The 12,849-nt window shown below is 62.1% G+C and carries 12 protein-coding genes; 11 read left to right on the top strand and 1 reads right to left on the bottom strand.

Annotated features, from left to right (window positions below):
* The first annotated feature begins 1 nt into the window (after position 1).
* The 11 genes from tcyN to BHC62_RS10665 all read left to right on the top strand — a co-directional run bounded on the left by tcyN (position 2) and on the right by BHC62_RS10665 (position 10,229).
* Positions 2–748, top strand: coding sequence for an L-cystine ABC transporter ATP-binding protein TcyN (gene tcyN / locus BHC62_RS10710; RefSeq protein WP_029299559.1), 747 nt, complete (start codon positions 2–4; stop codon positions 746–748).
* Positions 749–1,111: 363 nt separating this feature from the next.
* Positions 1,112–1,888, top strand: a complete 777-nt coding sequence (locus tag BHC62_RS10705) for a hypothetical protein (RefSeq protein WP_029299557.1) — start codon at positions 1,112–1,114, stop codon at positions 1,886–1,888.
* A gap of 184 nt (positions 1,889–2,072) precedes the next feature.
* Positions 2,073–3,314 (top strand): SfnB family sulfur acquisition oxidoreductase, encoded by a 1,242-nt coding sequence (locus BHC62_RS10700; protein WP_070995013.1) that lies wholly within the window; start codon positions 2,073–2,075, stop codon positions 3,312–3,314.
* A gap of 23 nt (positions 3,315–3,337) precedes the next feature.
* Positions 3,338–4,531, top strand: a complete 1,194-nt coding sequence (locus tag BHC62_RS10695) for an SfnB family sulfur acquisition oxidoreductase (protein ID WP_070995012.1) — start codon at positions 3,338–3,340, stop codon at positions 4,529–4,531.
* Positions 4,531–5,883 carry an LLM class flavin-dependent oxidoreductase gene (locus BHC62_RS10690; RefSeq protein WP_070995011.1) on the top strand — a complete coding sequence of 451 codons (1,353 nt, stop codon included), beginning with the start codon at positions 4,531–4,533 and terminating at the stop codon, positions 5,881–5,883. The genes BHC62_RS10695 and BHC62_RS10690 overlap by 1 nt, the downstream gene beginning before the upstream one ends.
* 119 nt (positions 5,884–6,002) lie before the next feature.
* A complete protein-coding gene (locus tag BHC62_RS10685) occupies positions 6,003–6,812 on the top strand; it encodes a MetQ/NlpA family ABC transporter substrate-binding protein (protein WP_029299550.1) in 810 nt (269 codons plus the stop codon).
* A gap of 2 nt (positions 6,813–6,814) precedes the next feature.
* Positions 6,815–7,930: a methionine ABC transporter ATP-binding protein gene (locus BHC62_RS10680; protein ID WP_070995010.1), complete on the top strand. Its 1,116-nt coding sequence runs from the start codon at positions 6,815–6,817 to the stop codon at positions 7,928–7,930.
* On the top strand, positions 7,920–8,564 hold the full coding sequence (locus tag BHC62_RS10675) for a methionine ABC transporter permease (RefSeq protein ID WP_029299545.1): 645 nt from the start codon (positions 7,920–7,922) through the stop codon (positions 8,562–8,564). The genes BHC62_RS10680 and BHC62_RS10675 overlap by 11 nt, the downstream gene beginning before the upstream one ends.
* A gap of 40 nt (positions 8,565–8,604) precedes the next feature.
* Positions 8,605–9,240, top strand: a complete 636-nt coding sequence (locus BHC62_RS10670; protein ID WP_070995009.1) for a bifunctional 2-polyprenyl-6-hydroxyphenol methylase/3-demethylubiquinol 3-O-methyltransferase UbiG — start codon at positions 8,605–8,607, stop codon at positions 9,238–9,240.
* A 166-nt stretch (positions 9,241–9,406) separates the two neighbouring features.
* Positions 9,407–9,973 carry a hypothetical protein gene (locus BHC62_RS27360; RefSeq protein WP_071610024.1) on the top strand — a complete coding sequence of 189 codons (567 nt, stop codon included), beginning with the start codon at positions 9,407–9,409 and terminating at the stop codon, positions 9,971–9,973.
* Complete coding sequence (locus tag BHC62_RS10665; protein WP_070995008.1) at positions 9,963–10,229, top strand: acyl carrier protein; 267 nt, start codon at positions 9,963–9,965, stop codon at positions 10,227–10,229. Before BHC62_RS27360 ends, BHC62_RS10665 begins: the two co-directional genes overlap by 11 nt.
* 84 nt (positions 10,230–10,313) lie before the next feature.
* Here BHC62_RS10665 and BHC62_RS10660 read toward each other — a convergent pair whose 3' ends face one another.
* Positions 10,314–12,542: a glycoside hydrolase gene (locus BHC62_RS10660; protein WP_070995007.1), complete on the bottom strand. Its 2,229-nt coding sequence runs from the start codon at positions 12,540–12,542 to the stop codon at positions 10,314–10,316.
* Positions 12,543–12,849: the final 307 nt, after the last annotated feature.

Here is a 12,849-nt window from a genome sequence, read left to right as displayed (position 1 = left end):
CATGATCGTGGTTGAAAAACTGACCAAACAATTCAAGGGCCAAGTGGTGCTCAACGGGATCGACCTGGAGGTCAAGGAAGGCGAAGTCGTCGCCATCATCGGCCCCAGTGGGTCTGGCAAGACGACCTTCCTGCGCTGCCTGAACTTCCTTGAAGAACCCACCAGCGGCCGGATCAAGGTCGGCGACATCCAGATCGACGGCAGCCGTCCGCTCAACCAGCAACAAAGCCTGGTGCGGCGCCTGCGCCAGCATGTGGGCTTTGTGTTCCAGAACTTCAACCTGTTCCCCCACCGCACCGCGCTGGAAAACGTCATCGAAGGGCCGCTGGTGGTCAAGAAGATGCCACGCGAAGCCGCCGACCGCCTCGGTCGCTCTCTACTGGCCAAGGTTGGCCTGGCGGGCAAAGAGGACGCCTACCCCCGGCGCCTGTCCGGTGGCCAGCAGCAACGGGTGGCTATTGCCCGGGCCTTGGCGATGGAACCGGAAGTCATCCTGTTCGATGAACCGACCTCGGCCCTCGACCCAGAGTTGGTGGGCGAAGTACTGGCGACCATCCGCAGCCTGGCCGAAGAGAACCGCACCATGGTCATCGTCACCCACGAAATGAGTTTTGCGCGGGACGTGGCCAACCGGGTGATCTTTTTCGACAAGGGCGTGATCGTCGAGCAAGGCGAAGCCAAGGCGCTGTTTGCCAACCCCAGGGAAGAACGGACCCGGCAGTTCCTCAGCAAATTCCTCACCCACTAACCCCCCACTCACTGTAGGAGCGAGCTTGCTCGCGAAAAACGCCCAGACGACACGGTTAATTTGATTCTCCGCGTTATCGTTGACGTTCTTCGCGAGCAAGCTCGCTCCTACAGGGATCGGCGCTCATCACATAGAAAAGCACCCTACCCAAACCCGCCTTTACACCCCCTCCCAGTCAGACCCATCTGAATAATCCCAAACCCGCCGTTTAGCCTTTTGCCGCCATTGACGCCCCCTGGCCAACCCTCTTATCTAAGGCCCAGAGGATTGGATCCTATCCTGGCTTTTCAAAAAAATCGTTCCTTTCGAACCCCCCTCCGGGGCTCGGAACGATCGCTGCTGGCTGCATCAAGGAGATTATTTATGAAGCACCTTCCCCCCCTGGCCATGTTCGCCGCGCCGACAGTGCCCCAGGCCCTCAAACAAGGTATCAATGCGCACGCCGCCACCCATTTGCAGGTCGATATCGCCCCCTACCCAAACATGGGCAAGGGCGACCTGATCGAGCTGTTCTGGAACAACTGCTTTGCCGCCTCCAAGCGCGTAGGCGCCGCCGATATCGGCCAGCCCAGCAGCCTGCGGGTGCCCGAGAGTTTTGTGCAAAATGGCGCCGCACGGATTCATTACCGGGTCATGCAAGTGGGGCGCGGCCCGGCGCGCTCCCTGATCACCCGCGTGCAGGTCAAGACCGCGTGCCCTGGCGGCCAGCCATCGGTGCTGTGTGGTGAAGAAAACCAGAGCCTGGCCCCGGTCGGCCTGCCGGAAACCATTCGCCGCCATGGCGTCAACCCCAGCCAGATCCGCCGGGGCGTGCCGTTGATCATCGAACCCTACCTGAACATGGCCACCGGCGATGCAATCACCCTGCGCTGGGGCGACGCGCGCCTTGACCTGCCGCCCATCCAGGCCCATGAGGTGGGCCGGCCGGTGCATGTCTGGGTGCCTTCGGCGCTGATCCTCGACGCGGGCGACGATGCACGCCAGGAGGTCACCTACTGCGTGATCGACCGTGTGGGCAACAACTCCCGCTGGGCCCCGCCACGCACCGTGAGCATCGGCCAGGCCCAGGCCCATGGCCCGGCCGGCCATCCATCGGTGTACCAGCCACGGCGTCCTGGCTCGCCTTGCGAGCCGGGGTGACAGACCTTCTATGCATATTCCTAAAAGTTAGTTTATTTAAAAAATAAACACGCTTAGGGTATATACACCGGACCACCGGACATTCCTGATTTTTAAGCTTTCCACGGATGTGAGGTAGGTATGGTCAAAATTACCCCGGTGCACAACGCCAGGGCATTACGTGTAGCCACGCAGGGGCGCACCGATGTCTAACTTGGCGCAATCGCCCCTCCAGAGCGATCTGGATATCGCCCCGCTGCTATTGCCCGCCAAGGTGCTGCGCAACGACAGTGAAGCCCTCGCCGCCGCCCACGAGCTTGCCCAGGCTGCCCGCCTGCAAGCCGGGTTGCGCGACCGCCAGCGCAAATTGCCCTGGGCCGAACTCGAACAGTTCACCCGCAGTGGCCTGGGCAGTATTTCCATCCCCCGCGAATACGGTGGCCCACAAGTGTCGTTCGTGACCCTGGCCGAGGTGTTCGCCATTATCAGCGCCGCCGACCCGGCCCTGGGGCAGATCCCGCAGAATCACTTCGGCATCTTGCACGTGCTGCAAGGTGCGGCCAGCCAAGAGCAGAAAAAACAGCTGTTCCAAAGCGTGCTGGATGGCTGGCGCATCGGCAACGGCGGCCCGGAACGCGGCACCAAAAACACCCTGGATTTGAAGGCGCGGATCAGCGCCGAGGGTGACGGCCTTGTCATCAACGGCCAGAAGTTCTACTCCACCGGCGCGCTGTTCGCCCATTGGGTCGCGGTCAAGGCCCTGGATGACGAAGGCCGCCAGGTCATGGCGTTTGTGCGACGGGGCACGCCGGGCCTGCGCATCGTCGATGACTGGTCGGGTTTTGGCCAACGCACCACCGCCAGCGGCACCGTGCTGCTCAACAATGTGCCGGTAGACGTCGACCTGGTGGTGCCGACCTGGCGCCTGGGGCAAACCCCGGGCATCCAGGGCGCGGTCTCGCAATTGATCCAGGCGGCCATCGACGCCGGCATCGCCCGCGGCGCCCTCGACGACACCATCAGCTTCGTGCGTGAGCGCGCACGACCCTGGATCGACGCCAAGGTCGAGCGGGCCAGTGATGACCTCTACGTGATTGCCGATATCGGCAAACTGAAAATCGAGCTGCACGCCGCCGAAGCCCTGTTGCGCAAGGCCGGCCAAGTGTTGGACCAGGTCAGCGCCGCGCCCATCACCGAGCACTCCGCCGCCCGGGCCTCGATTGCCGTGGCCCAAGCCAAGGTGCTGACCACCGAAGTCTCGTTGCTGGTCAGCGAGAAGCTCTTCGAACTGGCCGGCAGCCGCGCCACCCTCGCCGAATTCAACCTCGACCGCCACTGGCGCAATGCCCGGGTACACACCCTGCACGACCCGGTGCGCTGGAAATATCACGCGGTGGGCGCTTGGCACCTCAATGGAACATTGCCGGCCCGGCATTCCTGGATCTGACGACCAGACCTCTGGAGAAAAACATGACGCTTTCCCATCCCGTCGCGGTCATCACCAGCGATGAACAAGCCCTGATTGTCGCCAGCGACCTGGCCGAAGACTTTCGCCGTGACAGCGCCCTGCGCGACCGCGAACGGCGCCTGCCGCTCGCCGAACTGGAAGCCTTTTCCCGTTCCGGCCTGTGGGGCATCAGCGCGCCCAAGGCCTACGGCGGCGCTGGCGTATCCAACGTCACCCTGGCCAAGGTCATCGCCCTGATTGCCCAGGCCGATGCCTCATTGGGGCAGATCCCGCAGAACCATTTCTATGCCCTGGAAGTGCTGCGGGTAAATGGCAGCCCGGCGCAGCAACAGCGCCTGTACGCCGAAGTCCTGGCCGGCCAGCGCTTTGGCAATGCCCTGGCGGAACTGGGTACCAAGACCGCCCATGACCGGGTGACCGCGATTACCCGTGACGGCGACGGGTTTCGTATCAGTGGCCGTAAGTTCTACGCCACCGGCGCGATCTACGCCCAGCGCATTCCCACATCGGTGGTGGACGAGCACGGCGTGCAGCAACTGGCCTTTGTCCCGCACGACAGCCAGGGCCTGACGGTGATCGACGACTGGAGCGGCTTTGGCCAGCGCACCACCGGTAGCGGCTCGGTGGTGTTCGACAACGTATGGGTCGAGGCCGCAGACGTGATCCCGTTCCAAAGCGCCTTCGAGCGCCCGACCACCGTGGGCCCTTTGGCCCAGATCCTCCACGCCGCCATCGACACCGGCATCGCCCGCGCGGCCTTTGAAGATGCCCTGCATTTTGTGCGCACCAAGACCCGGCCGTGGATCGACTCGGGCAACGACAAGGCCAGTGAAGACCCACTGACCCTCAAGAGCTTCGGCCACCTGAGCGTGCGCCTGCACGCCACCGAAGCCCTGCTGGAGCGCTCCGGCGAATTCCTCGACCGCGCCCAGGCCGACAGCACCGCGCAAACCGTCGCGGCGGCCTCGATTGCCGTGGCCGAAGTACGCGCCCTGAGCACCGAGATTTCCCTGGCCGCCGGCAGCACCCTGTTCGAACTCGCCGGCAGCCAGGCGACCCTCGCCGAACATGGCCTGGACCGCCACTGGCGCAACGCCCGGGTGCATACCCTGCACGACCCGGTGCGCTGGAAGTACCACGCGGTGGGCAATTACTACCTCAACGATGAAAACCCGCCACTGCGGGGGACCATCTGATGGCGAAGAAAAAGATCCTGCTCAATGCCTTCAACATGAACTGCATCGGGCATATCAACCACGGCCTGTGGACCCATCCACGGGACACCTCGACCCAGTACAAAACCCTCGAATACTGGACTGAACTGGCGCAACTGCTGGAGCGTGGCCTGTTCGACGGTTTGTTTATCGCCGATATCGTTGGCGTGTACGACGTCTATCAAGGCTCGGTCGACGTGCCGCTCAAGGAGTCCATCCAACTGCCGGTCAACGACCCGCTGCTGCTGGTCTCGGCCATGGCCGCCGTGACCAGGAACCTGGGTTTCGGCCTGACCGCCAACCTGACCTATGAGCCGCCGTATCTGTTCGCCCGGCGCATGTCCACCCTGGATCACCTGAGCCGTGGCCGGGTGGGCTGGAACATCGTCACCGGCTACCTGGACAGCGCCGCCAAGGCCATGGGCCTCACCGAACAGGTCGAGCATGACCGGCGCTACGACCAGGCCGACGAGTACTTGGAGGTGCTGTACAAGCTCTGGGAAGGCAGTTGGGAAGACGACGCGGTACTCAACGACCCGCAACAACGCATCTATGCCCAGCCGGGCAAGGTGCACAAGGTCGAGCACCATGGCGAGTTCTATCAGGTGGAGGGTTATCACCTCTGCGAGCCCTCGCCGCAGCGCACGCCGGTGCTGTTCCAGGCCGGTAGCTCGGAGCGCGGCCTGCTGTTCGCCGGGCGCCATGCCGAGTGTGTATTTATCAGCGGGCAGAACAAGGCCGCGACCCAGGTGCAAGTGGACAAGGTGCGCGCCAGCGCGGTCGAGGCCGGGCGCAACCCGCACGACATCAAGGTGTTCATGGGCCTCAACGTGATTGTCGGCGCCACCGAGGCACTGGCCTGGGCCAAGCATGCCGAGTACCTGAGCTACGCCAGTGCCGAAGCCGGCGTGGCGCACTTCAGTGCGTCTACCGCCATCGACTTTTCGCAATACGAACTGGATGAACCGATCCAATACGTGAAGAGCAACGCCATCCAGTCAGCCACCAAGGCCTTGCAAAACAACGACTGGACCCGTCGCAAACTGCTGGAGCAGCACGCTTTGGGCGGGCGCTATATCACCCTGGTGGGTTCGCCTGCGCAGGTGGCCGATGAGCTGGAGTCCTGGATCGCCGAGACCGGCCTGGATGGCTTCAACCTGACGCGCATTGTGACGCCGGAGAGCTATGTGGACTTCATTGATCTGGTGATTCCCGAGCTGCAAAAGCGTGGGTCGTACAAGACCGCTTATGAGACCGGGACACTGCGCGAAAAAGTGTTCCACCGCGATGCCCGCTTACCCGAACAACACACCGGCTCCACCTACCGCCACTAACCCCTGTAGGAGCGAGCTTGCTCGCGAAAATCGTTAACGATAACGCGGGGTATCTGATTCCCCGAGGCGCCCTCAGGTTTTTCGCGAGCAAGCTCGCTCCTACATTTGGAATATCAATGATGAAAAAAACACTGCTCTCCCACCCAGTCAAGGCACTGGCCCTGGCCCTCGGCCTGTTCAGCTCGGCGGTTTTTGCCGCCGATGCGCCGCTCAAAGTCGGCACCACGGCCGCCTTCGCCATTCCCCTGGAGGCCGCCGTCGAAGAGGCCGGCAAGCAGGGCCTGAAAGTCGAGCTGGTGGAGTTCACCGACTGGATCGCGCCCAACGTCAGCCTCGCCGCCGGCGATATCGACGTGAACTACTTCCAGCACATCCCGTTCCTGGAAAACGCCAAGGCCGCTGCCGGTTTTGACTTGGTGCCGTTCAAGCCCGGGATCATCAACAACGTGGGCCTGTACTCGAAAAAATACAAAAGCTTCGATGAACTGCCCCAAGGCGCCAGCGTGGCCATCGCCAACGACCCGATCAACAGCGGGCGCGGCCTGCAACTGCTGGCCAAGGCAGGCTTGATCACCCTCAAGCCGGGCGTGGGCTACAAGGCCACCGAAGAAGACATCGTCGCCAACCCGAAAAAAATCAAAATCCTGCAAGTCGAAGCGGTGCAGCTGGTGCGCGCCTATGACGATGCCGACCTGGTGCAGGGCTACCCGGCCTATATCCGCCTGTCCAAGACCTTCAATGCCGAGTCGGCGCTGCTGTTCGACGGCCTCGACCACCCGGAATACGTGATCCAGTTCGTGACCCAGCCCAAAGGCACCAGCGACCCACGGGTGATCAAGTTCGTCGAGATCTACCAGCACTCGCCGGTGGTCCGCGCAGCCCTGGATAAATCCCTGGGCAAGCTCTACCAAGTCGGCTGGGAAGGCTGAATATGAGCGCCGCCAACGCCCAACTGCGCGACCTCGGCACACCGCCCGCGGACGCCCGGCAGACAGAGCTGCATCCGGACTTGAACCACGCCCATGTGCGTTTTATCAACCTGGGCAAAACCTATGACGGCACGGTGCACGCGCTGCAAGGCATCGACCTGGCGATCCAGCGCGGCGAAGTGTTCGGCATCATCGGCCGCAGCGGCGCTGGCAAGTCGTCGCTGATCCGCACCATCAACCGCCTGGAACAACCCAGCAGCGGCCGGGTGTTGATCGACCAGGTGGATATCGGCGACTTCGACGAAGACCGCCTGGTGGCCCTGCGGCGGCGCATCGGCATGATCTTCCAGCACTTCAACCTGATGTCGGCCAAGACCGTGTGGCAGAACGTCGAACTGCCGCTGAAAGTGGCCGGTGTGCCCAAGCCACAGCGCGAGCAAAAAGTGCGTGAGCTCCTGGAATTGGTCGGTTTGCAGGACAAGCACAAGGCGTACCCGGCGCAGTTGTCCGGCGGCCAGAAGCAACGGGTGGGCATCGCCCGCTCGCTGGTGCACGACCCGCAGATCCTGCTGTGCGACGAAGCCACCTCGGCCCTGGACCCGGAAACCACCCAGTCGATCCTCGGCCTGTTGCGCGAGATCAACCAGCGCCTGGGCCTGACCATCGTGCTGATCACCCATGAGATGGCCGTGATCCGCGAAATCTGCGACCGCGTGGTGGTGCTCGAACATGGGCGGATCGTCGAGCAAGGCCCGGTGTGGGAGGTGTTTGGCAACCCTCGGCACGAGGTCAGCAAAACCCTGCTGGCGCCCCTGCAACACGGCTTGCCCGATGAGCTGCAAAAACGCCTGCAGGCCACGCCGCAGTCGGCGCATGCGGCGGTGGTGCTACGCCTGCAGTTCACCGGCGCCAGTGCCGATGAACCGGACCTCGCCGCGCTGTTCAGCGCCCTGGGTGGGCGCGTGCGCCTGCTGCAAGGTGGGGTCGAACGCATCCAGGGCCACGCCCTGGGGCAATTGCTGCTGGCGGTGACGGGCTCAACCCTGGACGCCGACACATTACGCACCCGCGCCACGCGCTGGGCACAACAGGTCGAGGTGCTGGGTTATGTGGTTTGATCGTTTATTGCAGGGCGCCATCGACACCTTGTTGATGGTGGGCGTGTCATCGTTGATCGCGTTGCTGGTGGGGATCCCGCTGGCGGTGTTCCTGGTGACCAGCGACAAGGGCGGCATCTACCAGGCCCCAGCGTTGAACCGGGTGCTGGGGGCGTTCGTCAATCTGTTCCGCTCCATCCCGTTCCTGATTCTGATGGTGGCGCTGATCCCCTTCACCCGGCTGATCGTCGGCACCACCTATGGCGTGTGGGCAGCCGTGGTGCCGCTGACCATCGCCGCCACGCCGTTCTTTGCGCGGATCGCCGAAGTCAGCCTGCGTGAAGTCGACCACGGCCTGATCGAAGCGGCGCAGGCCATGGGCTGCCGGCGCTGGCATATCGTCTGGCATGTGCTGTTGCCGGAAGCGCTGCCGGGGATTGTCGGCGGGTTCACCATTACCCTGGTGACCATGATCAACTCCTCGGCCATGGCCGGGGCGATTGGCGCCGGGGGCCTGGGGGACATCGCCTACCGCTACGGCTACCAACGCTTCGACAGCCAGATCATGCTCACGGTGATTGTGCTGCTGGTGATTCTGGTGGCGGTGATCCAACTGGGCGGCGATCGCCTGGCGCGCGGGCTCAACAAGCGCTGAGGTATAGTCGGCACCTCTCTTTGCCCTGGTGCCGACTGCCATGAAACTCGCCCCCGACGACCTCCACCAGATTACTTCCACCACCCTGGGCCACTACAACCAGGTGGCCGAGGATTTTCGCGAAGGCACCCGCGACCATGATGTGAGCCAGAACATCGACGCGTTGCTGCGGCATATCCAGGGTGATGCACCGTTTACCGTGCTGGATTTCGGCTGTGGGCCGGGGCGCGATTTGCAGACATTTACCCGCCTGGGACATATCGCCGTCGGGCTCGACGGCGCCGAGCGGTTTGCACAGATGGCGCGCCAGGACAGCGGCTGCGAGGTACTGCACCAGGACTTCCTCAAACTCGACCTGCCGGCCGGGCGGTTCGATGGGATCTTTGCCAATGCGGTGCTGTTTCATATTCCCAAGCAGGAATTGCCGCGCATTCTCAGGCAGCTGCATGGGGCGTTGAAGCCGGGTGGCGTCTTGTTCAGCTCCAACCCCCGAGGGGAAAACCAGGAGGGCTGGAACGGGCCGCGGTATGGCTCGTACCACGACCTTGCGGCCTGGCAGGGGCTGCTGACGACGGCGGGGTTTGAGGAGCTGGAGCACTACTATCGCCCAGCAGGCCTGCCGCGCGAGCAACAGCCTTGGTTGGCCAGTGTGTGGCGTAAGGTTGGGGTTGTCTGAGCGGATGCTATCGCGGGCAAGTCGAGGCTGTTACCGACTTTCTGAATAGTCAGTAAGCTCGCCCCTAATGTCACGTCGGACACTTCCGGATTTACCTCTCTCCCGCCTATTCATCCCTTGCTGCGACATAACATCTCGCCTGTCATTTACGAACAGGGATTACGTCATGCAGGAAAGCGATCTTCATGCGGCAATCATGCGAAGCCAACTTGAGCTAGACCGAAATGGCATAGATTTCGGCTCGACTGCCAGCATGGCATTTCATCTGGGAAATACGATGACAAGCTGCCCGGCAGTCATGGTTTTGCCTAATACACCAGGCTGGACCCATGGCGCCAAGTACAAGTTACTCACACCCACCCATGCCGACTCTTCTGTACCGAACACTACTTTTGAAGAGCTCTGGAAATGCACACAGCAACACTACGGTTTGACAGCAGCAACGGTTATAACCGGCATGGCGGGCATACCTATCAGCAAAATTGCTGTGGGAACCTGGGTTCACGTTGGCTCCAGCAAAACAACAAACTTGGCTAGCCTTATTGGAATGCGCTTTTCCCCTCGGACACTGATCAGGCAGCCGACATTGGCCAGCATGGCGAAAGCTACTTTTGGTACCGTCCGGGTATTTGGCATTCTCGGGCGAGGCATTCCCTTCGTTGCTGCAGGTTTGGCTGTTTTTGATCTTATTAGTATTGGTAAGTGTGCCTATGAGGCAAGAAATGGAAAGTAACCTGACCAGGGCCGAGATCAGTGAAAAAGTGATCCGGCTTTTCGTCGATATCATTGGCTTTATCGACCTAAGCCAAGTGACAGAACAAACGGACTTCATCCACGACTTTAAGATCATTGATGAAGATCTGACCTGCTTTGTCATGCAGATCAAATGGCAATTCAAATTGCAGGCAACTCAGGATGATTGGGATCACATCACGACTATCCAGCAAGTTGTCGATTTGATAGTTCAATCTCGGCGGGGAGGCAACTGACGCCATCGCGGGCAAGCCCGCTCCCACATTGGAATGCATTCCCCTGTAGGAGCGGGCTTGCCCGCGATGGACTCAAGAACACCGCTAATCCACCTGATACACCACCGGCCCTGCCCCCACCACCAACGCCGTCACACTGCGCCCCGCATATCCGTCCCTTTGCTCCTGCGCAAAATTGGCCACCAACCGCGTGCCATCGGCAAAGGTCGTCTGCTGCACCAGCCGGTCGCTGCTCAGCCAGCGGAAATCCGTCAGTGCCTGGGTCGCGAGGCGCTCATGCAATGGGCGAAAGAACCCATCCTGGCGCTGGATCATTGGCAAGCGCTGCTTCAACGTAGCGGCACTCAGGTGATAGAGCGGCGGCACGTTGTAAAGCAGCTGGGTCAGCTCGTTCTGCGCCTGCACATTGCTCAGTTTCAGGCTGTCGAACAGCCAGTGATGGGTGGTGATGACCGAGCCATGGAAGACCGCCTGATACAACGGCAGGCGCATCGCCGGGGCGAAGTACACGGTGCGCAGCGGCTCTTTGAGTGGCACACGCTTGAAGAATACCGCTGGCTGTTCCGGTGGGTACCAGGCCCCAACGTAGTAAGGCGATTGTTTGTCCTGGGTCATCTCGCGGTCGCCCCAGCCCATGACCGGCGTCTGCATGCCATGGGCGAACAACACACCCCGGGCGGTGGTGGCGTTGCCGTCTTCGGAGCCCACCGGCACCTGGAGGTGGCTGCCGATCCAGCGTGCCGCATCGACATTGCCTTCAGCGTTCTGCGCCTGGGTCATACCCAGCACTGAGCGGTAGCTGTCAAACAGCATGCCGGTGGCATAGGCATCGAGAAACCAGGCATTGAAACCGGCCGCGGCCTGCACCGCTGTCACCCGTGCCTGCAGCAACGGGCGCACGCAGCGCGGGTCGGTGTAGTGCCCGGATTTCTGGAAACCCGTCTTGAGCTGGCCGTTCTTGAGCATGATCGCGCAGTCTCGGTAGGCGCGGCTGCCCAGGTGCGCGGTGATCCAATCGGGGTTTTCGCTATCCGCCAGCGCGGTTTCATAAGAGTCATAGGGCGCCATCAAGTATCCGGCCTCGACCCCCTTGCGCACCGCCTCGGGATGCCAGAGCCCGCCTTCCCAGCCCTCCCCCAGGGTCAACAGCAGGCGTTGCAGGCCGCTGTCCTGCAGGGTCTTTATCGTGGCTGTCGACAACGTGCTGCCCCAGGCTTGAGGGGGGGAGTTCAAGGCGCTGGCAAACGCCAACGCCAGTTCCTCACGGACTGCGCCGTAGCCGGCGACGAGTGCCTGCATATCGGGCTGCACCTGGGCCTGCCAGTTCAGCCGCGCCTTTTTGTTCAGCGCCGCGTTAAGCCCTCTGAGCAGCACGCCTTGCTGATAGCGGTCCAGAAACGGCAGGGTGACTTGCACCACCTGCGCCGCTTGCGGGTCCAGCAGGCCATTGAGTTGCGCGCCCAGCCCGTCAGGGGCGCGCAGCAATGTGCGTAACTGCGCCCAATCGCGCACATCGCCCAGGCCCAGCAGGTCATTGCCCCACAGGTACACATGGCTGGCGCCCAACAGTTTTTTGCCGGCGGGGATCTGTTGCAGCTTGTCTGCCAAAGGCTCGTAGCGCCCCTGCTCTATCAGCCATTGGCGATAGCGTTTGGCGCCGGCCAGCAAGTCGGCCTCGCCCAGGTTCAGACGCAAGGTCATGGGCGCGGTGGGGTCCAGGGCGGTGAATTCATGGCGCAGCGACAAGCCCAGGCGCGAGCCCTCGGCCTGCCACTGCAAGCGATTGTTGTAGGGGTTGGTCAAAAGCCAGTTGAGGGTAAAGCGGCCATGGTCGACGCCCCATAACGGCAGGCTCAGGTCCTGGGTGCTGTTCACGTCGCCCTGCTCAAGCAGGAAGTCCTGCCAGAGACGATTGCCAGCAGGGATGTAATGCCCCTCGGCCAACGGCCAGATCAAGCCATTGCCCATGGCACTGGCGGGCTGGCGGATAAGCTCAAGCTCCGCGGCCTCGCGTGCGGTGACGGTGAGAATCAGGTCGCGCTGATCCAGTGTCGCGCTCAGGCGATAGGCGCCGTTGTCCCATTGCCAATTGGCCTGTTGCTTGGACTGTTTCAACCGGCTGACCTGATGGGCCGCCACGCCACTGGCGGCTTGCACCGGTTCGCCGCCCGCCGGGGTCACGCGCACGGCCAGGGTCGCCGCGTCGAGTTCGACGCGCCAGTGGGGGTTTTCCAGAACGGTGCTGGCCACTGCCAGGGGCGAGAGCAGCAGCAGCAGGCTGATGCACAGGACACGGCGCAGGTTACGGGTCATGACGTTGGCCTTCACAGGAGCGAAAGCCCGAGGGTAAAACAATTCGGGGATCGGAACTTTTCCAAAGCCCATTTAAAGATTTTTCCCACTGCCTGCCCCTGTGGGGAGGGGGCTTGTCCCGCTGGGTTGCGAAGCAGCCCCAGTAAGCCTCACCCAGGTCTATCAGATAGACCGAGATAGCAGGTTTTGGGGCTGCTTCGCAGCCCAACGGGGGTGTAGAACCGTAGACATCCTTTACATCTGAAACCGGGGACATCGTTTACACATTTGAAGCTTGGATGCGGCTCTTGCCGCGTCCAAGTCTGCC

Source organism: Pseudomonas sp. 06C 126 (genome assembly GCF_001855215.1).
GTDB classification, from domain to species: Bacteria; Pseudomonadota; Gammaproteobacteria; order Pseudomonadales; family Pseudomonadaceae; genus Aquipseudomonas; species Aquipseudomonas proteolytica.
Note: the sequence above shows the minus strand (reverse complement) of the source record. Positions and strands in the feature narration are given on the sequence as shown.

What these genes read in the sequence shown, in the direction of transcription:
- BHC62_RS10690 (WP_070995011.1), top strand. Translation starts at nt 4,531, where the DNA reads ATGGCGAAGAAAAAGATCCTGCTCAATGCCTTCAACATGAACTGCATC.
- BHC62_RS10660 (WP_070995007.1), bottom strand. Translation starts at nt 12,542, where the DNA reads ATGACCCGTAACCTGCGCCGTGTCCTGTGCATCAGCCTGCTGCTGCTG.
- tcyN (WP_029299559.1), top strand. Translation starts at nt 2, where the DNA reads ATGATCGTGGTTGAAAAACTGACCAAACAATTCAAGGGCCAAGTGGTG.
- BHC62_RS10675 (WP_029299545.1), top strand. Translation starts at nt 7,920, where the DNA reads ATGTGGTTTGATCGTTTATTGCAGGGCGCCATCGACACCTTGTTGATG.
- BHC62_RS10665 (WP_070995008.1), top strand. Translation starts at nt 9,963, where the DNA reads ATGGAAAGTAACCTGACCAGGGCCGAGATCAGTGAAAAAGTGATCCGG.
- BHC62_RS10705 (WP_029299557.1), top strand. Translation starts at nt 1,112, where the DNA reads ATGAAGCACCTTCCCCCCCTGGCCATGTTCGCCGCGCCGACAGTGCCC.
- BHC62_RS10685 (WP_029299550.1), top strand. Translation starts at nt 6,003, where the DNA reads ATGAAAAAAACACTGCTCTCCCACCCAGTCAAGGCACTGGCCCTGGCC.
- BHC62_RS10670 (WP_070995009.1), top strand. Translation starts at nt 8,605, where the DNA reads ATGAAACTCGCCCCCGACGACCTCCACCAGATTACTTCCACCACCCTG.
- BHC62_RS10680 (WP_070995010.1), top strand. Translation starts at nt 6,815, where the DNA reads ATGAGCGCCGCCAACGCCCAACTGCGCGACCTCGGCACACCGCCCGCG.
- BHC62_RS10695 (WP_070995012.1), top strand. Translation starts at nt 3,338, where the DNA reads ATGACGCTTTCCCATCCCGTCGCGGTCATCACCAGCGATGAACAAGCC.
- BHC62_RS27360 (WP_071610024.1), top strand. Translation starts at nt 9,407, where the DNA reads ATGCAGGAAAGCGATCTTCATGCGGCAATCATGCGAAGCCAACTTGAG.
- BHC62_RS10700 (WP_070995013.1), top strand. Translation starts at nt 2,073, where the DNA reads ATGTCTAACTTGGCGCAATCGCCCCTCCAGAGCGATCTGGATATCGCC.